Origin of the sequence: Oerskovia turbata, assembly GCF_000718325.1 — a bacterium.
GTDB classification, from domain to species: Bacteria; Actinomycetota; Actinomycetes; order Actinomycetales; family Cellulomonadaceae; genus Oerskovia; species Oerskovia turbata.
This window is the reverse complement of the sequence record NZ_JOFV01000001.1, coordinates 249471-268183: the sequence shown is the minus strand read 5'-3', so window position 1 is coordinate 268183 and position 18713 is coordinate 249471. Positions and strand designations below refer to the sequence as shown.

The 18713-nt window shown below is 74.4% G+C and carries 18 protein-coding genes; 9 read left to right on the top strand and 9 right to left on the bottom strand.

Features of this window, described 5'->3' with window-relative positions; genetic code table 11:
• Positions 1-17 precede the first annotated feature (17 nt).
• Complete coding sequence (locus tag IE95_RS21210; protein WP_276319042.1) at positions 18-2204, top strand: TPM domain-containing protein; 2187 nt, start codon at positions 18-20, stop codon at positions 2202-2204.
• A gap of 61 nt (positions 2205-2265) precedes the next feature.
• The gene (locus IE95_RS0101165; RefSeq protein ID WP_030144135.1) at positions 2266-3051 is read left to right on the top strand and encodes a PspA/IM30 family protein; all 786 of its coding nucleotides are present in this window, start codon (positions 2266-2268) and stop codon (positions 3049-3051) included.
• 82 nt (positions 3052-3133) lie between these two features.
• On the opposite strand, the gene IE95_RS0101160 is transcribed toward IE95_RS0101165, so the two are convergent.
• The gene (locus tag IE95_RS0101160) at positions 3134-3433 is read right to left on the bottom strand and encodes a Dabb family protein (RefSeq protein ID WP_030144134.1); all 300 of its coding nucleotides are present in this window, start codon (positions 3431-3433) and stop codon (positions 3134-3136) included.
• A gap of 80 nt (positions 3434-3513) precedes the next feature.
• Entirely contained in the window at positions 3514-4272 is a 759-nt protein-coding gene (locus tag IE95_RS0101155; protein WP_030144133.1) for a type 1 glutamine amidotransferase, read from the bottom strand.
• A 149-nt stretch (positions 4273-4421) separates the two neighbouring features.
• On the opposite strand from IE95_RS0101155, the gene IE95_RS0101150 reads away from it, so the two are divergent.
• A complete protein-coding gene (locus IE95_RS0101150) occupies positions 4422-5030 on the top strand; it encodes an NYN domain-containing protein (RefSeq protein ID WP_030144132.1) in 609 nt (202 codons plus the stop codon).
• An 88-nt stretch (positions 5031-5118) separates the two neighbouring features.
• Here IE95_RS0101150 and IE95_RS0101145 read toward each other — a convergent pair whose 3' ends face one another.
• Positions 5119-6318 carry a winged helix DNA-binding domain-containing protein gene (locus IE95_RS0101145; protein WP_030144131.1) on the bottom strand — a complete coding sequence of 400 codons (1200 nt, stop codon included), beginning with the start codon at positions 6316-6318 and terminating at the stop codon, positions 5119-5121.
• Positions 6319-6485: 167 nt separating this feature from the next.
• Here IE95_RS0101145 and IE95_RS0101140 point away from each other — a divergent pair, with 167 nt between their 5' ends.
• From IE95_RS0101140 to IE95_RS20295, 6 genes are all read left to right on the top strand, one after another.
• Positions 6486-7235, top strand: coding sequence for a response regulator transcription factor (locus tag IE95_RS0101140; RefSeq protein WP_030144130.1), 750 nt, complete (start codon positions 6486-6488; stop codon positions 7233-7235).
• Positions 7232-8995 carry a sensor histidine kinase gene (locus IE95_RS0101135; RefSeq protein ID WP_240666195.1) on the top strand — a complete coding sequence of 588 codons (1764 nt, stop codon included), beginning with the start codon at positions 7232-7234 and terminating at the stop codon, positions 8993-8995. Before IE95_RS0101140 ends, IE95_RS0101135 begins: the two co-directional genes overlap by 4 nt.
• 62 nt (positions 8996-9057) lie before the next feature.
• Positions 9058-9795, top strand: a complete 738-nt coding sequence (locus IE95_RS0101130) for an HD domain-containing protein (protein WP_030144128.1) — start codon at positions 9058-9060, stop codon at positions 9793-9795.
• A gap of 201 nt (positions 9796-9996) precedes the next feature.
• Positions 9997-10287, top strand: coding sequence for a WXG100 family type VII secretion target (locus IE95_RS0101125; protein ID WP_030144127.1), 291 nt, complete (start codon positions 9997-9999; stop codon positions 10285-10287).
• Between the two features lie 68 nt (positions 10288-10355).
• Positions 10356-11864: an outer membrane protein assembly factor BamB family protein gene (locus tag IE95_RS0101120; RefSeq protein WP_030144126.1), complete on the top strand. Its 1509-nt coding sequence runs from the start codon at positions 10356-10358 to the stop codon at positions 11862-11864.
• Between the two features lie 29 nt (positions 11865-11893).
• On the top strand, positions 11894-12868 hold the full coding sequence (locus IE95_RS20295; RefSeq protein WP_157283402.1) for a 4'-phosphopantetheinyl transferase family protein: 975 nt from the start codon (positions 11894-11896) through the stop codon (positions 12866-12868).
• Between the two features lie 9 nt (positions 12869-12877).
• Here IE95_RS20295 and IE95_RS0101110 read toward each other — a convergent pair whose 3' ends face one another.
• The 6 genes from IE95_RS0101110 to IE95_RS0101085 all read right to left on the bottom strand — a co-directional run bounded on the left by IE95_RS0101110 (position 12878) and on the right by IE95_RS0101085 (position 18712).
• Positions 12878-13867, bottom strand: coding sequence for a FecCD family ABC transporter permease (locus tag IE95_RS0101110; RefSeq protein WP_051702549.1), 990 nt, complete (start codon positions 13865-13867; stop codon positions 12878-12880).
• Positions 13868-14097: 230 nt separating this feature from the next.
• Positions 14098-15117, bottom strand: a complete 1020-nt coding sequence (locus IE95_RS0101105) for a FecCD family ABC transporter permease (protein WP_030144123.1) — start codon at positions 15115-15117, stop codon at positions 14098-14100.
• Between the two features lie 17 nt (positions 15118-15134).
• Entirely contained in the window at positions 15135-16124 is a 990-nt protein-coding gene (locus IE95_RS0101100; RefSeq protein WP_030144122.1) for a thioesterase II family protein, read from the bottom strand.
• Positions 16117-17040: a siderophore-interacting protein gene (locus IE95_RS0101095; RefSeq protein ID WP_084689662.1), complete on the bottom strand. Its 924-nt coding sequence runs from the start codon at positions 17038-17040 to the stop codon at positions 16117-16119. Before IE95_RS0101095 ends, IE95_RS0101100 begins: the two co-directional genes overlap by 8 nt.
• On the bottom strand, positions 17037-18470 hold the full coding sequence (locus IE95_RS0101090; protein ID WP_030144120.1) for an MFS transporter: 1434 nt from the start codon (positions 18468-18470) through the stop codon (positions 17037-17039). Before IE95_RS0101090 ends, IE95_RS0101095 begins: the two co-directional genes overlap by 4 nt.
• Positions 18467-18712: an MbtH family protein gene (locus IE95_RS0101085; protein ID WP_030144119.1), complete on the bottom strand. Its 246-nt coding sequence runs from the start codon at positions 18710-18712 to the stop codon at positions 18467-18469. Before IE95_RS0101085 ends, IE95_RS0101090 begins: the two co-directional genes overlap by 4 nt.
• Between the last annotated feature and the right edge of the window lies 1 nt (position 18713).

Below are 18713 nucleotides of genomic sequence, written 5' to 3'. Positions count from 1 at the left end.
CGGGAAAGGATCACGAGGTGGCCTCGTCGTCTGTACCCCCCGCGCTCCACCACCCGCGACGCCGCGGGCTCCACCCCGCCGCCCGGGTCGGCGTGCTGCTCGGGCTCGCGAGCCTGCTGACCCTCGGTGCGCTCGGTGCGCCCGCAGGCGCGCACGACGCCCTCCCCGGCACCGTCACGAAGGTCGCAGCATCCGGCGGGCCCCTGCCGGGAGCAGCGCTGCCGGGGACCACGGCCACCCTCGCACTCCCCGCCGAGCAGCCGCTCAACCTCCCGGACAGGATCACCGACCCCGCCGGGGTCCTCGGCGACCGGACCGGCGAGGTCGAGACCGCGATGGACCGGCTCGAGGCCGACACGCCCTACCAGCTCTTCGTCGTCTACGTCGACACGTTCGACGGACAGGACGCGCAGACGTGGGCCACCTCGACGGCCAACCTCTCCGGTCTGGGCCGGGACGACGTCCTGCTCGCCGTCGCGACCGAGGATCGCCGGTACGACCTGTCGGCCGACCACAACATCGGCCTGTCCGAAGCCTCGCTCGACACGGTCCAGGAGGCGATCGAGGACCAGCTCAGGCAGGACGACTGGGCGGGCGCCGCGGTCGCCGCGGCGGACACCCTGCACACCGAGGCGACCGGCTCGTCGTCCTCGGGCGCCTCGGGCTGGCTCGTGGCCCTCGTGGTCGGCCTGGTCGCGATCGCCGGCTTCTTCGTGGTCCGCGCGATCCTGAGCAAGCGCCGCGGGACGGCCGCGAAGCCCGGCGGGCCGGACGAGGCCGACGAGCTCGCCCAGCTGCCGACCGACGAGCTGGACCGGCGGGCCAGCTCGGCCCTCGTGGCGATCGACGACGCCGTCAAGACGTCCGAGCAGGAGCTCGGCTTCGCTCAGGCCCAGTTCGGCCTCGACGCCACGCAGGAGTTCCAGGTCGCGCTCGAGACCGGCAAGCAGAAGGTGTCTCAGGCCTTCGCACTGCGCCAACAGCTCGACGACGACACCCCGGAGGCAGAGCCGCAGGCCCGCACGATGATGGCGCAGATCATCGCGCTGTGCGCCGAGGTCAGCCGGTCCCTCGACGCCGAGTCCGACCAGTTCGACGAGCTGCGCGACCTCCAGTCCCGCGCCCCCGAGGTCCTCGAGCAGGTCGAGCGCCGCGCAGGCGAGGTCGAGGCCCGTGTCGCACCGGCCCGCAGCACCCTCGCAGCGCTCTTCGCGACCTACCCCGAGGCCGCGCTCGCGTCGGTCTCGGCGAACCCCGACCAGGCCCTCCGGCTCGTCGCGAACGCACGGGAGGCGATCGCCGCCGGCCGCGCGGCACTCGAGGGCAAGGACAGGGCGTCCGCCGTCGCGCACGCCCGCGCCGCCGAGAACGCCGTCGGGCAGGCCGTGACCCTCCTCGACGCGATCGACTCCGCGGGCGAGGTCCTCGCGCAGGCCGGACAGCGTCTCGACGTCGCGGTCGCCTCGATCACCGCCGACATCGCCGATGCCGCCCGACTGGCACCGGCCGACCCGACCGTGACAGCACGCGCCACCGAGGCGCAGGCTGCCGTGGCCGAGGCACAGACCGCGCGCAGCGGCGGCGACCCCATCGCTGCCCTGCGCCGGCTCACCGACGCCGAGGCCGCGATCGACGCCGCACTCGCTCCGTCCCGCGCGAGCGCCGAGCAGGCCGCACGCGCCGCTGCGCTCCTGCGCGACACGATCGGGCGTGTCGACTCCCAGGTCCGCGCGACGAACGACTTCATCGAGACCCGGCGCGGCGCCGTCGGGCCCGAAGCGCGCACGCGACTGTCCGAGGCGATCCGCCACCTCGGCGAGGCCCGTGCCCTCCAACCGTCCGACCCCGTGCGCGCGCTCGCCACGGCCCAGCAGGCCGACGCGCTCGCTCAGGCCGCGGCGCAGTTCGCGCAGCGCGACGCGTCCGCGTGGGAGTCGCAGCAGAACGACGCCGGGGCGTTCGGCGGCGGCTCTGGAGGCGGCGGCAACAACGTCGGCGGCATGGTCCTCGGCGGCATCCTCCTCGACCAGATCCTGCGCGGCGGGGGCGGCGGCGGACGGCGCTCGGGCGGCGGGTTCGGCGGCGGGTTCGGCGGCGGCGGGTTCGGGGGCGGCGGGTTCGGCGGTTCGTCGGGCCGCTCGTCGAGAGGCTCGTCGGGCGGCAGGTCCTCGGGCGGCCGCTCGAGCAGAGGAGGACGGTTCTAGGCAGGACGGCACGGCAGGCACGAACATCGCGCACCCATCCACGAGCAGGAAGGCACGACCGATGGCAGAGAAGCAGAGCATCTTCGGACGCATCACCCAGCTGGCCAAGGCGAACATCAACTCGCTCCTCGACAGCGCCGAGGACCCGCAGAAGATGCTGGACCAGCTCGTCCGCGACTACACCAACAGCATCGCCGACGCCGAGCAGGCCGTCGCGCAGACCATCGGGAACCTCCGGCTCGCCGAGCAGGACTACAACGAGGACGTCGCGGCCGTGCGCGAGTGGGGCGACAAGGCAGCCGCCGCGTCCGCGCAGGCCGACCGTTTCCGCTCGTCGGGCGACACCGCGGGCGCCGACAAGTTCGACAACCTCGCCAAGGTCGCGCTCCAGCGGCAGATCTCGGCCGAGGGCGAGGTCCGCCAGGCCGAGCCGCTCATCGCGTCGCAGCGCGAGACCGTCGAGAAGCTCAAGACCGGCCTCGCGCAGATGAAGGGCAAGCTGGGCGAGCTCAAGTCCAAGCGCGACTCCCTCGTCGCCCGCCAGAAGTCCGCCGAGGCGCAGCAGACCGTCCAGGGCGCGATCAGCTCGATCAACGTCCTCGACCCCACGAGCGAGGTCTCGCGCTTCGAGGAGAAGGTCCGCCGCGAGGAGGCCAAGGCGCTCGGCCAGGCCGAGGTCGCCGCGTCCTCGCTCGACGCACAGTTCGAGGAGCTCGAGGCCTCAGGGGCGAACATCGAGGTCGAGGCGCGGCTCGCTGCGCTCAAGAGCGGCGGAGCCTCCCCGGCCCCGCAGATCACGCCCACGACCGTGACGTCGATCGACGCCGGCACGCAGGACGCCCCGTAGCCCCGGCGCGCCACCCGCCCTGCCCGACGGCGCCGCTCACCAGCCGCCGCCCGTGCGCCCTGGTGAGCGGCGTCGTCGGGCGTCAGCGGCTCTCGAGCGGCTCGTAGTCGATCTCGAGGAAGTCCGCGACCTCGGGCACCCAGCGGTCGGCGACGAACGCCCGGTGGTCCGGGTGCGCGTCGTAGGCCGCGTACGCCGCGGCGTCGGCGAACTCCATCGAGAAGCCGAACGCGAACGGGTTCTTGGTGCTCGTCTGCCGCAGCTGCTCGAACCTCTGGACGCCGGGGATCTGCGCGAGGACGCGCGCGTCGGACAGGAACGCGGCTTCGGCGGCAGACCCCTGGGGGTGGTGCAGGCGGAAGGCGACGGTGTGTCGGATCATCCCGCCACCCTGCCACCGACCGACCGGTGACCCCGGGCGGACACGCAGACCCCGAGGCGGACACGCAGCCCGGCGCGGACCTACGCCCGCACGCCCCGGCGCGCGACGTCGTCGTGCACCACCGCGAGGAACGACTGCGCCAGGAGACGGCCCGTCTCGCGGACCTCACCCTCGAACGGCCCGGCCTCGGCGAGGACGTTCTCGGTGTCCGTGTCGGCATGCTGATCGGTCCAGGCGCGCAGGGTGGACAGCGACGCCTCGGGGTGGAACTGGACGCCCACGGCAGACCCGAGACGGAACGCCTGGTACGGGTACATGTCGGACATCCCCAACCAGGAGGCGTCCTCGGGCAGGTCGATGATCGCGTCCGCGTGCATGCTCACCGTGAGCGAGCGCGCCCGCTTGCCCGTCCCCGCCGCCGCCCGGGCCAACGGACCGAGCACCGGGTCAGCCTCCGCACCCGACTTCCAGAACACCCGCGTGAGACCGGCCTCGCGCCCCGGAGGGGCCGCGACCTGCACGTGACCGCCACCCGCGACCGCGAGGAGCTGGGCGCCCAGGCAGATCCCGAGCGTCGGCACCGCAGAGATCACCGCGGCGCTCAGCAGATCGCGCAGCGCAGGGAGCCAGGGCGCGACGTCGTCGGCGTACGCGGACATCTCGCCGCCCAGGACCACCAGCCCGTCACCGATGTCGGTCGCGTCCGGCAGGGCGTCGCCCGCGAAGGGACGCACGAGGCGGACGCCCGGGCCGAGCAGGTCCGTGAAGGTGTCCAGGGGGACGTCCGGGGAGTTCTGGACGACCGTGATCCGGACCGGGTCAAGAAGCTGGAGGTTCACCGGTGCAAGGTACTCGTAACCAGGGGTTCACATGCAAACCGTGCCCACGCCTCGGCGGGATCCGTGTCACCGGACGCGACGGGTCCGCACGTCGCGGTCCGCACGCGGACGGGCGGGCCCGCCCTGCCGCGGCGGATAGGCTGGACCCCATGTCGGACTCCAGCACGTCGAACGGCCTCGTCAGCACGCAGGGTGGGACCAGGCGGCGCACCTACCTGATCGTCGACGGGGAGAACATCGACGCGACGCTCGGGATGAGCGTCCTGGGCCACCGCCCCAACCCTGAGGAGCGTCCCCGCTGGGACCGCATCGTCGACTTCGCGGCGAACCTGTGGGGCCAGGACGTCACCCCCCTGTTCTTCCTCAACGCGTCGTCCGGCCAGATGCCCATGGCGTTCGTCCAGGCGCTGCTCGCGATGGGCTACCGCCCCATCCCGCTGGCCGGGTCGAGCTCCGAGAAGGTCGTCGACATCGGTATCCAGCGCACCCTCGAGGCGCTCCAGGACCGCCCGGGCGACGTGCTCCTCGCGAGCCACGACGGCGACTTCATCCCGCAGGTCGAGGACCTCCTCGACGACGGCGACCGCCGCGTGGGGCTGCTGTGCTTCCGCGAGTTCGTCAACTCGCGCTTCTCGGAGCTCGCGTCGCGCGGTCTGAGCTTCCACGACCTCGAGGACAACGTGGGCGCGTTCACCACGGTCCTGCCGCGCGTCCGGATCATCCCGCTCGACGAGTTCGACCCGCTGCGCTACCTCTGACGCTCCGGAGACGCGGGGAGACGAGGGCGGGGCCGCGCACGGGCGCGCGGTCCCGCCCTCGTCGCGTCACCGGGCTGCCCAGGTGCGCTCAGCCCCGCAGCTCGCGGTACAGCGGCGTGGGGAACGACGCCGTCACGCCACCGCCGTCGAGCAGCCCGGTGATCCGCTCGGCCTCGGCGTCGACGGCTGCGGCGCCGTCCGACCCGATGTCCTCGAGCAGGCGCACCGCGGGCGAGCCGTCGGTCCGCACCGCCCAGGCTCCGACGATGCGGCCCTCCCACCAGACGGTCGCCCCGATGTTCCCCGCGGTGTCGAAGAGCTGCTCGCGGTGCGGCCCGAGGTACCAGTCGCGGTGCTTCCACCCCATGGCCGTGGGGTCGAGCGAGGGCAGCAGGGCCACGTGACCGGCGGCGGCGCCCGGTGCGGGCGCCAGGTCGCTCGACCGCAGCGCGACTCCGGCACCCAGCCCGTCGAGCTCGACCTCGCGCACGTCGAGCGCCGCGAGCGCGGCCCGGGTCTGCCCCAGGTTCCAGCCGGTCCACCACCGGAGGTCCGCGACGGTCGCGGGGCCGAAGGACTCGAGCCATGCGGACGCGAGCCGCACCCTGGCTTCGGCCTCGTCGGCGTCGGGGATGCCGCCCGGCAGCCAGTCCTCGACGGGGCGCCACAGAAAACGGTTGGAGGACCACCCGCCGGTCGGTTCGCCCCGGACGATCCGCCCCTCGGCGGACAGCAGCGACAGCAGGGGCGACGTGAGCGAGCGCCGCACGTCCCACGACCTGGTCGTGGTCGGCAGGAACGCGGTCCGCAGCACGGGGGCCTGCGCGGGCAGCTGTGCACCGGTGAGGGGGCCGTGCTGCGCGAGCGCGTCGTGGACCTGCTCCTCGGCGCCCGCGAGGAACGTCTCGGCATCCTCGACGGGCGGGTCCGTGGGGAGGGTCGCGAGCTCCTTGGGGAGCCGGGCCCGCAGGCGTCGCCCGACGGCGGCGCTCGCCCCCGCGTGGACGACGGGCACCAGGTCGCGCGCCACGACGAACAGGGTGCGGCGCATGGCCAGGACGCGCACGAGGGAGCGCCGCTCGTACAGGGCGGCCTGCACGTCCTCGACGCGCAGCCCGGGGACGCGCGCGAGCACCGAGAGGTGGACGCTGGGGGCGTCGGTCGCGTGGAGGGCGACGAGCCGGTCGACGACGCCCTCGACCGTGGTCACGGGCTGCGGCCCGGTCACACCGAGGTCGAGCTGGTGCGCGACGAGTCGTGCCCTGCGGTCGTGGTCGGTGATGCGCATCCTGCTCCTCGTCCTGGTCGTCCGCGCACGGCCCGGGCCCGGTGCGTGCAGGCCCATGCAACCATCGTCCGCCGACACGGGCCGCGCACCACGCGTCACGGCACCTCCCGTCGCACCGCACCGCTGCCGCCCAGGCGGCTCCCAGGCTTCGGTCGCACACTGGAACCATGAGCGAACCCGAGGCACGGCTGGTCGTGGTCGACGACGAGCCCAACATCCGCGAGCTGCTGTCCACGTCCCTGCGCTTCGCGGGCTTCGAGGTCTACGCGGCCGCGGACGGCACGAGCGCGCTCAAGCTCGTGCGCGAGGTCGAGCCGGACCTCGTGGTGCTCGACGTCATGCTCCCGGACATGGACGGGTTCACCGTGACGCGCCGCATGCGCGCCACGGGCCAGCACACGCCCGTCCTGTTCCTCACGGCGCGCGACGACACGCAGGACAAGGTCACGGGCCTCACGGTCGGTGGGGACGACTACGTGACCAAGCCGTTCAGCCTCGAGGAGGTCGTGGCCCGCATCCGTGCCGTGCTGCGTCGCACCCACGCCGAGCCCGAGGACACCGCGGTGCTGCGCTTCGCCGACCTCGAGCTCGACGAGGACTCGCACGAGGTGCGCCGCGCGGGGCAGGTCGTGGACCTGTCCCCCACCGAGTTCAAGCTCCTGCGCTACCTCATGCTCAACGCGGGCCGCGTGCTGTCGAAGGCGCAGATCCTCGACCACGTCTGGCAGTACGACTGGGGCGGCGACGCGAACATCGTCGAGTCCTACATCTCGTACCTGCGTCGCAAGATCGACAACCTCACGGTGACCGGCCCCGACGGCACCGAGGAGCCGGTCCAGCCGCTCATCCACACCAAGCGCGGCGTCGGGTACCTGCTGCGCACGCCCCCGGAGTCCGGGAGCACCCGCAGGTCATGAGCACGCCCTCGTCCTCGTCGCCCGGCGGTCCGGCCGGAGCGCCGGGCGCCCCGGGCGCGCTGCCCCCCGTCCCGCCACCCCCCGGCCCGACGACGTCACCCCCCTCCTCGACGCGCCCCGCCCCGGGCGCGACGCGTCCTGGGACGCAGGCACCGCCGTCGGGCACGACGGGCGGCGGCGCAGCGACAGGCGGCGGCGCGCAGGCCGAGCAGCACCTGCCACCCGTGCCACCGCCCGACGAGCCACGCCCGTACGGCAGGCTCGTGGCCACGAAGAACTGGGGCTGGTTCGCGCGCATCCCGCTGCGCACGCGGCTCGTCGCGATCATCATGCTGCTGCTCGCGGCCGGGCTGGGGGTCGCGGCCGTCGCGACCAGCGTGTTCGTGTCGAACTACCTCGTCCGGCAGGTCGACGACCAGCTCAAGGCGACCTCTGTGGACGTCGCGACCGACCCGACGAGCCAGTTCAGCCAGAACACGGCCGGCCTCCCGAGCGACTACTACATCCTCTACCGGTGGTCGAGCGGGTTCACCCGGGCGTACTACTTCCCGAGCACCCCCCTCAGGTACGGGCTGCCCGACATCCCGGCGCTGTCGCTCGACGAGGTGCGGCGCATCGACGGGCCGTTCACCGTCCCGCCGCAGCAGGCCGGTGTCCTCGCCCCGACCGACCCCACGCAGTGGCGCGTCATGCCGCTCGTCGACCCCGACGGGTCGACCGCGTTCGTCGCCCTGCCGCTGAGCGGGATCCACGACACCGTCAGGTTCCTCGGGTGGACCCTCGCGATCAGCGCCCTCGCGATCTCGCTCGTCGGCGGCGCGATCGCGTTCGTCGCCGTCCAGCGCGCCCTGAGACCGCTGCGCGAGATCGAGGAGGCCGCCGCCGACATCGCCGGTGGCGACCTGACGCGACGCATCCGGCCGGCGCCACCCACGACCGAGGTCGGTTCGCTCGCCGCCTCGCTCAACATCATGCTCAACCACATCGAGCGGGCGTTCGCAGCCTCCGAAGCGTCGGAGGCCCGGATGCGACGCTTCGTCTCGGACGCGAGCCACGAGCTGCGTACCCCGCTCGCGACCGTGCGCGGCTACGGCGAGCTCTACCGCATGGGTGCCCTGACGACGCCCGAGCAGATGGACGACACGATGCGCCGCATCGAGGACTCCGCGTCGCGCATGGGCACGCTCGTCAACGACCTCCTCGCGCTCGCCCGCCTCGACGAGGGCCGTCCCATCCGTCACGAGCCCGTGAACCTCGCGGCCCTGGCCCGCGACTCCGCAGGCGACCTGCACGCCCTGGACCCGACGCGCGAGGTGCGCCTCGTGAGGCTCGACGACGCCCCCGGGGACGCACCCCGGGACCTCACCGTGATCGGCGACGAGGACCGTCTGCGGCAGGTGCTCGCCAACCTCATCGGCAACGTGTCGCAGCACACCCCGGCAGGCACCCCCGTGGAGATCGCGCTCGGGACGCAGGTCTCGGCGGGTGACGTACCCGTGGGCGTCCTCGAGGTCCGCGACCACGGACCGGGCATCACGCCCGAGCAGGCGGACCACGTGTTCGAGCGGTTCTACCGCGCAGACTCGTCCCGCAACCGCGCCTCGGGGGGCTCCGGGCTGGGCATGGCGATCGTCGCGGCCATCGTCGGGGCGCACCACGGGCACATCTCCGTGGCCCCCACGCAGGGCGGTGGCCTCACGGTTCGTGTGGAACTCCCGACACAGGGCTACGATGGCGGGTCGTCGACGGATCGGACGTAGGCTCGGAGGAGAACCTGCGCTCGACGACGCATCCTGTTCCCGCATCGAAGAAGGCTGATCTCATGGGCGTCACCACCTCTGACGCACCGCAGTGGTTGCTCACCTCCTGGACCCGTAGCTGCAAGGGCGCCGGGGCCACAGCCCCCACCGAGGAGATCCTCGCCGTCGGCGAAGGACTCCTCGAGCGCTGGAACCAACCCGACCGCCACTTCCACAACCTGCGCCACCTCGCCGACGTCCTGGGACGTGTCGACGAGCTCGCCGAAGAGACGCACGACGCCGACGTGGTCCGCCTCGCGGCCTGGTACCACGGCGCGATCTTCGACGCTGCGCGCAAGGCCGCGTACGCCAACAAGGGCGGTGAGGACGAGAGCGCGAGCGCAGCGCTCGCGTTCGAGCAGCTCTCGGGGCTGGGCGTCCCGGAGAAGGCGTGCCGCCGCGTCGCGTTCCTCGTCAACGCGCTCGTGCGCCACGCGCCGGACCCTGCGGACTTCGACTGCGCCGTGCTGTGCGACGCGGACCTCGCGATGCTCGCGGCCGAGCCCCAGCGGTACAAGGAGTACCTCAAGGACGTGCGCGACGAGTACGCGCACATCCCGCTCGCCGACTACCTGCGGGCGCGCACCGCGATCATCACCAAGCTGCTCGACCGCCGGTCGCTCTTCTCGAGCCCGCTCGGTGCCGCGTGGGAGGAGCCCGCACGGCAGAACCTGGACGCCGAGCTGCAGCGCCTGCGCAAGGAGCAGAAGAAGCTCGAGGCGTCGGCCCCGCCGGCGCTCGTCGCGCCCTCGCCGTCCTGAGTCCGCAGGCCCGTCCCCGTGGGGCCCCACCGGGACGGGCCGTGCACAGGCCCGCGCCCTGAGTCGCCTTCCACAGGGCGTGCGACTCCCGCTGCCCGACGGCGCCGCTCACCCCTAGCGTCCTGCTCACCCGGTCGCGCACCGCGCCCCGGGGCAGGGCACCGACCGGTGCCCCGCAGGCACGGTGAGAGGCAGGACGACATGAGCAGGTACGAGGTCGACAGCGCACGGGTCGCACAGGCGAGCGCCGCCGTCGGAGGATCCGTGACCGCCATCCGCGCCGAGGTCGGCGCCATGATGCGCAACCTCCAGGACCTCCAGGCGAGCTGGCAGGGCGGCGCGGCCACCGCGTTCGCGGGCGTCATGGCCGAGTGGCAGGGTGCACAGGTGCACGTCGAGACCGCGCTCGACTCGATCACGACCGCGCTGGGCTCCGCAGCCCAGACATACGCGGACGCCGAGGCGCAGGCCTCGAGGCTGTTCCTGCGCTGACGAGCCGTGGCGGTCGACGTGGCGCGGCGGTGTCGTGGCGCGCCACCGCGGCGGTTAGGCTCCGCTCCATGCCGCGCCGCCGCCAGCCCGCCGCCCCTCGCACCGTGCCGTTCGAGGTCGTCGAGGACCTGGACGACGACCTCGGTGACGGGACCCCGGGGGCGGGCGACGCGCCGTCGGGCAGGGGGACGATTCGCTGGAAGCCCTGGGCGGCCGCCGCCGGTGTCCTGGCCCTCGTCGCGGGCGGCCTCGCGGTGGGCGGCCAGATCGAGGAGCGGCGCACGCGGGAGCGCCTCCTCATGAGCGAGGGGGGTGTGCTGCCCTTCACGGGGCCTCCGCAGGAGATCTGGTCGAGGGACCTGGCCGATCAGGTCTGGACGCCCTGGGGCGGGCTGCTCCTCGTCCGCGACATCACCGACACCGAGGAGGCCGTCACCGCCGTCGACGTCCTGACCGGTCAGGACGTGTGGGAGGCGACGGTCGGCCCTGCGGCGACCTGCGGCCGGAGCACCTACCGGCAGACGTTCGCCCTGGACGAGGGTCCCCTGCTGTGCCTGTCCGGCACCCCGGAGGTCATCACGATCACGGCCCTGACCCCGGACGGGCAGGTCACGGGGCGCAGAGACCTCGGCGCGTTCGACGAGGCGTCGGGCTACGCCGTCGGGCCCGGCAGCACCGTCGTGACGGTCCGTCGCGACGGACCCGTCGGCCCCCCGGTCGGTCCGCGCGAGGTCTGGAACGAGGACGGGTCCCCGACCTTCGTCGACATGCCCGGAGGGCGCGGCGTCGTCGTGACCCTGGAGGACGCCGTGACCGGAGACCCGCTCTGGGAGAACCAGGTGCCGTTCGTCGCGCCGGACGAAGCCTGGGAATGTCAAGGACGCGGCGACGGGACCGAGCCCGTGCTGGCACTCGACACCGTGAACGTCTGGGCGACGGGCCACGTCGTCCACGTCGCCGGATGCGGCGTCAGCGCTTCGTTCGACACGAGCGGCGCCCGCCTGGACGACCCGGCCACCCCCGACGACCAGGTCGAGCCGCTCACGGCGACGACCGTGCACAGGTTCGACCAGGCGACCACGCACACGACCGTGCTCGACCGCACGGGCGCCCCGTCGTGGGACGTCTCCGGGCAGATCCTCAGCCCGGCCGCCACCGACGGGACGGGCGAGAGCACGGTCTTCGTCGACACCCTGAGCGGCCTCGCGGCCTTCACGCCCGAGGGCACGGAGCTCTGGGACGTCTCGACGTACGCAAGCACGCTGTTCGTGCACACGAGCACCGTCATCGTCGTCGACGACGGCGCGAACGGTCTGACCGCGCTCGACCCGAGCACGGGCCGCAGGCTGTGGACCGTGCCCGGGGAGGACTCGATCTACCCGTCCGGCGCGGCGACCGACGGATCCCAGGCGATCGTCCTCGCCTACGGTGCCGACGGGGCGCCCCGGACCACGGCGTACGACCTGGCGACAGGTGACGTGCTGTGGACCGTCGAGGACGCCCCGGGCCAAGGCCTGATCAGCTACCACGGTGCGCTGCTGAGGCTCTCCGAGGACTCCGTGAGCCGGGTGGGGTGACCCGGTCCCGACGACCTAGGGTGTCCGGTGTGCCGACGTCCCTCCTGACCGCGAGCGTCACGGTCTGGTGCGCGCCCCCGACCCCGTGGCTACCCGGCCAGGAGGCCTGGCTGTCGGCCGACGAGGCGGCCAAGGCCTCAAGATTCCGGCGGCCGCTCGATCGCGACCGGTTCGTCACCGGACGACTCCTGACCCGAGCCGCCCTCGGGGAGCGGCTCCACCAGGCTCCCGACGACGTCGACATCCGGCTCGGGGCGCGGGAGAGCGCGGCACCCGGGCGACCGTACGTCGCCCACGGGCCCTCGTTCTCGATCGCGCACGCCGGGACCTGGGTGCTCGTCGCCGTCGTCGACCCGGTGGGTCCGACTCTGCCCGGGGCCGACGCCGCGACGGTTCCCGAGGCCGGGTCGGACGCCTGGGCGTGCGTGGACGTCGGCGTGGACGTCGGCGTGGACGTCGAGTCCACGGCGCCAGCACGCACCCACCTCGCCGACCTGCTCGACGCCGTCCCCTCGGGCGAGCGCCCGGCCGGCGGATGGGACGCCGACTCGTTCACCCGGTCGTGGGTCCGCCGAGAGGCGGTCCTCAAGGCGGTCGGCACAGGGCTCCTCGCCCCGCGCGACGACCTCCTCCTGTCCCGTGCGGACCGGCCGGCCGGCGTCGTGCACAGCGGGGGGCTGCTCCCTGCTCCCGACCTTCTCGTCGTGCAGGACCTCGAGCTCCCGGCCGCGTGGCCGTCACCCGCGGCAGTCCGGGACGTCACCCTCGGCGGGCCCGAGCGTCACCCTCGGCGGACCGGGGCGTCACCCTCGGCGGGCGGGGGTGCGGGGGCGGCGGGGGCGGGAGCGGCGGCGGGGGCGGGGGCGGGCGGGGCCTTTCTTGCGGCCGTCGCACTCCGCTCGGCCCGCGGGCCCGTCGCGCTCGGGAGCGTCCGGATGGCCGACGGGACCGTGTTCCTCGCCCGGCACGGCATCACCGCGCGGACCGTGCCCGACCGGCCCTGAGCAGGGCGATCAGCGGACCTCCTTGCTCTCGCGCAGCAGCAGCCACAGCAGGAACGGCGCGCCGACCGCCGAGGTCACGACGCCGACCGGCAGGTCGACGGGCAGCGAACGTGCCCCCAGGTCCGCGGCCAGCACCACGCACGCCCCCACGAGCCCGGCCCCGAGCGGCGGCGGCCCCTGCGTCGCGAGCGCCCGCCACGCGATCTGCGGTGCGACGAACGCGACGAACGGGACGGGCCCGGCCGCTGCGGTCGCGGCGGCTGCGAGGACCACGGCCAGGGTGATCTGCACGAGCTGGGTGGCTGAGCGTCGGACGCCCAGCCCCACGACCACGCGCGAGTCGAAGCGCAGGATCGCGAGCCACCGGGTCGAGAGCGCGCTGAGCACGACCGTGACCACGACCACGGCCGCGACCGGACCGACGATCGCGAGGCTCGCCCGGTTGAGGCTCCCCGTCATCCAGATGAGGGCCGCGTTGAGGTCGGGCAGCTCGGCCCGTACCAGGAGCCACGACGTGATCGCCGACGCCCCGGCGTTGACCCCGAGCCCCACGAGCACCAGCCGGTACCCCTCGATCCCGCCGCGCCAGGCGAGCACGCAGACGAGCGTGGTCGCGACGAGGCCGCCCAGGACGGCGACGATCGGCAGCCCGGCGGAGATCAGGAAGCCGCCCACGGCGCCCGTGCCGGCTCCCGCGAGCACGATCGCCGCGACGGCTGCGGCCGTGGCTCCGGCCGTGACGCCCAGGATGTCGGGGCTCGCGAGCGGGTTGCGTGCCACCGACTGCGTGATCGCCCCGGCCGCGCCCAGGGCGAAGCCCACGACGATCGCGGTCGCCGCCCGCGGCGCGCGCAGGCCCAGGACGACGAACCGGTCACCCGGGTCTCCCGCGCCGAGCAAGGTCCGGACCACGTCCCCGGCGGACAGCACGTACTCGCCGACCATGATCGAGGCGACGATCAGGGCCAGCACCAGGGCGACGAGGCCTGCGCCGACCAAGACCTGCCGTCGGCCGCCCGGGTGCCGCCGCAGGGGTTCGAGGGCGCGCCGGAGCCACCGTCCCGGGCCGGTGGACCCGGAACGCCCCGAGCTCCCTGAGCGTCCCGGACGTCCCGAGCGCCCCGGCGGGTCGTGCGGCCGGCCGTCGCCCGGCCCGTGGCTCCCCCGGTGTCCCTCCGGTACGTCGCTGCCCCGGGGGCGGGGGCGGGACCCGTTCGCGAGGTGCGTGGTCATGAGCGGTCTCCCAGGTAGCCACGGGCGAGGACGACGAACAGGGGCGCACCGACGAGCGCGATGACGATGCCGACCTGGATCTCGGAGGTCGCGGGGGCGAGCCGTCCGACGACGTCGGCCCCCAGGACCAGGACGGCTCCGCACAGGCCGGCGACCGGCACGCGCCACCCGGGCCCCCCGAGCCCGAGGCGGCTCGCGGCGTGCGTCGCCGCGAGACCGACGAACGCGATCGACCCGCACGCGGCCGTCGCGGCCCCGGCGAGCAGCGTGACGGCGAGCAGCCCCACGACCCGGTCACGCACGACAGGTCGTCCGAGCGTGACACCGAGCTGGTCGCCCATCTCGAGAGCCCCGAGGGTCGGCGCGTTGACGACCGCGAGCACCAGCCCGAGCAGGAGGAACGGCGCGACGGTCCAGATGACCTCGGGGCCGCGCCCCACGAGCGACCCGATGCTCCAGAACCGGAACACGTCCATGGTCGCGCGGTCGAGCAGCAGGACCCCTGACGTGATCGACGCGAGGAGCGCCGTGACGATCGACCCCGTGAGGACGAGCGTGACGCCCGGCGCGAGGATGCGGATGCGCTGGGAGAGGACCACGACGATCCCCCCGGCGCACAGCGCGCCGACGAGCGCGAACCCCACGGCCCCCGACGGGCTCGTGACCCCCGCGTGGATCGCGAGCACCACGGCGCACGCGGCCCCCGACGTCACCCCGAGCAGGCCAGGGTCGGCGAGCGGGTTGCGGGTGTGCGCCTGGGTGAGCGCACCGGCCACCCCGAGCGCGATCCCGACGAGCAGCCCCAGGACCGTGCGCGGCACGCGCATGTCCCACACGATCGCGGAGGCCTCGCTCGTGCCCCGCGCGCGCAGGACTGCGAGCACGTCGGGCAGCGGCACGGGCTGAGACCCGAACGCGATGCTCGCGGCGACCGCGCCCAGGAGCGCGAGCACGAGCGCAGCACCCACGAGGGGCAGCCGGCCGCCCGGGCGGCGTCCCGTGCGCGGCGCGGTCACCGGGGCGAGCGTGCCGCTCACGACGTCGCACCCGCGCCCGCGAGCCGCCGCAGGTCCGCAGCGACGATCTCGCGCGACCACACCCACCGTTCCTCGGCGGTCGGGCGGGTGACCTGGTCCGCGTAGGTGCCCGCCGCGACGGCCGTCAGCGCGACCCGCAGAGCCTCGACCACCTCCGGTGCACGGTCGCCCACGAAGAAGTGCCCGCCCTCGACGACCCGCCGTCGGACCCCCGCCCGGGCACGTTCAGCCCAGGGCGCGACGGCCTCGGGTGGCGACGCGACGTCGTCGGACCCGGCGAGCAGCAGGAGCGGCGCCGCGATCTCCGAGGCCTCCCTCGCCGCGACGGTCCCGAGCGAGTCGTGGACCGCGAGGTCCGCGCGCAGGACGCGCGCGTGCAGCGCGAAGAACTCGGCGTCGGCGAGCAGCTCGGGCGGCGTGCCTCCCAGCGCGGTGATCCACGTCCGCAGGGCGGAGTCGTCGCGCGCGGTGAGCCTCCCCGGCCCGACGACGCCGCTCCCGTCCCCGTCCCGGCCGCCGGACCGCGGCCGGTCGGCACGCGCCGCACGACCCGAGACCACGAGCAGGTCCGGGCCCTCCCCCGGCCCGAGGCCGGCCGCGACACGGACCGCGACCGACGCCCCGAGGCTGTGCCCGAGCAGGACCGTGGGGACGTCGTCTGCGAGGAGCGCGCGCACAGGGCCAGCGACGTCCGCGAGGAGGTCGGCCATGGTCTGCACGGGCGGCTCGTCGAGACGCGTCTCGCGGCCCGGGTACTGCACGGCCACGACCTCGGGGGCCGACGCGAACGGGGCCGACGACCCCCTGCGGCCGGCGGCCTGCCCGCCGACCCCTCGGTCACGGGCGAGGACGAGCCGCCGGTAGTAGCTCGCGGCGCCCCCTGCGTGCGGGCACACCACGACCCGCCACGTCGCCGCCGGGGGCGAGGCCAGGACGCGCAGCGCCGGGTGGTCGCCGCACGGCGCGTCGGCCGGCCCGTCAGTCACGAGGGGTGCCGTCGGCCTCGGACGAGGCATCGGGCTCGGCCTCGGCCTCGTCGGTGTCGTCGCCGTGGTGGTCGTGGTCCGCGACCCCCTTGCGCCAGTACCCGTCGACGTCGAAGTTGTCGCGGCCCAGCCCCACCTCGTTCTTGAGGTAGCGACGCAGCGGCTTGATCGAGAGCGACTCCCCGGCGACCCACACGAACCCGTTGCCGGGCGGCAGCTCGGTGCCGCGCACCGCGTCGGCGAGCAGCGACGTCGTGCCCGGCGCGCGGTCCTCGCGGAAGAGCCACGTGACGTCGGCGTTCGCGGCCGACGCGAGCGGCAGCACGTCACCCTCGTCCTGGACCTCGACGAAGACCGTGACGGGGACCTCGGGGCGCAGCGTCTCGAGCCACCGGGCCGCCGCGGGCAGGGCCGTCTCGTCGACCGCGAAGACGTACCAGTCGAACACGTCGTTCACCAGGAACGAGCCGCGCGGTCCCAGGACGCCGACCAGGTCGCCGACCTGGGCGCGCCCCGCCCACCGGCCCGCGATCCCGTGCTCGTGCACCACGAGGTCGACGTCGAGCGCGCGGGCCTCCCGGTCGAAGGAGCGCACCGTGTAGTCGCGGCTCGTGAGGTGGCGTCCGCCGACCCAGCGGTCGTCGACCACCTGCGGCATCTCCGGGGTCCCGCCCGGCTCGGTCGGCAGGAACAGCTTGACGTGGTCCTCGGGGGCCACCGTCACGAAGTCGTCGAGGTCCTCGCCCGTGAGGCGGACCCGGACCATGCGGGCCGCGACCTGCTCGACGGCCGAGACCGTCAGCAGCCGCGGGCGCAGCGGGTGCGTCAGGAGGGTCACCTGCTCGACGGGGTCGGCCGGGGCCTGCGGCGCCGTGTCCTGCTCGGTCGTGTCGAGCCTGCTCGTGGTGCTGGTCATGCGTTCTCTCCTCGGGTGGTGCCGACGGTCGCGTCGACGGGCTGGGGGGAAGGTTCGTGGGGGGCGTCGAGAACCGCGCCCGGCTCGGTGACCGCGCCCGGCTCGGTGACCGCGCGGCGCAGCCCGGGGACAGCGAGCGCGACGAGGCCCGTGGCGACGGCCGCGAGCGCCCCGCCCACGGCGATCGCACCGCCCGCGCCGAGCGCCCGGGCGATCAGGGTCAGCAGCGGGCCGCCGAGTGCGTCGCCCGCGGTGCCCTGCGCGGTCCACAGGGCACTCACGCGGCCGCGCAGGTGGTCGGGCGTGCGCTCGTAGAGCAGCGTGAACCGCAGGATCTCGCCCAGGACGTCGCCCGCGCCGACCAAGGTCATGGCGACGACCGCGAGCACGACCGACTGCGACAGGCCGAGCATCGCGACGCCCGCACCCGAGGCCGCGAACACGATCAGGAGCAGGCGCCCCGTGCGTCGCACGCGTCCGGTCCACCCGCTCGTGAGGGTCGCGACGAGCGCGCCGACGGCCGGGGCGCTGAAGAGCAGCCCCACGACCTCGGGCCCGGCGCCGAGCTGCTTGTCGACCAGCTCGGGGACGAGCACGTGCGGGGACGCGAACAGGATCTGGACGAAGCCCAGCAGGATGATGCCGCCGATCACCCGGTCGGTCGCGGCGAAGCGAAGCCCTTCGACCATGTCGTCCCACGGGCGTGGTGCTCGGGTGGTCGTGGCTGTCCCGGTCCCGGCCCCGGCTGAGGGTGGGGCTTCGTGCTCGGGCGAGCCGGCGCCGTCGGGCACGACGCGCTCCCCGTCCCCGCCGCCCGGCGGCAGGGACGGGAGGCGCACCAGGAAGCCCAGGCTCACGACGCTCGCCACGACCACGACCCCGAACACGAGGCTCGACCCGCCGTGCGCGATCGCGATCCCCGCGACGAGCGGCGACACGACCGCGCCCAGGTCGAGAGAGATCGCCTGGAGCGCCGCGACCGCGGGCAGCTGGCCGCGGGGCACGAGTGACGGCACCGCGGCCGCGAGCGCGACCACGCTGAACCCGCCGGCGAGGCCGTCCCACGCCGCGATCGCGTAGATCGCGGCGACCGAGGGCGACTCCGCGAGCGAGTTCACGAGCAGCGCGACGAAGCCCACGATCGCGGCCGAGCGCGACCACAGGATGACGCGACGCCGGTCCAGGCGGTCGGCGACGACGCCCGCGACGAGCGTCCCCGCGAACGCCGCGACCCCCAGGGTCGTGCTGACGCCCGCGACGTGCAGCGACGTGCCCGTGAGCGCGTAGACCTGCACGGGCAGCGCCACCACCAGCATGCCGAGTCCCAGCAGGGACACGACGCGCCCGGCGAACAGCAGGCGGAAGCTGCGGCTCGCGCGCAGCGGCGACAGGTCGAGGGCGAGCGCGGAGAAGAGGCCCGAGGCACTCACGTCGCTGTCGTCGCGGTCCGGGGCCCGGCGGGAGCGGCGCCGTCGAGCACGCGGCGCAGGCTCGCGGGGCGCAGGTCCGTCCAGTGCGCGTCGACGTACGCGAGCGCGACCGCGCGCGTCGAGGCGCCCAGCACGACGTCCCACCCGGGCGGGACGGCCGCGAACTCGGGCCACAGGGAGTGCTGCTGCTCGTCGTTGACGAGCACCAGGAAGGTGCCCTCGGAGTCGTCGAAGGGGTTCATG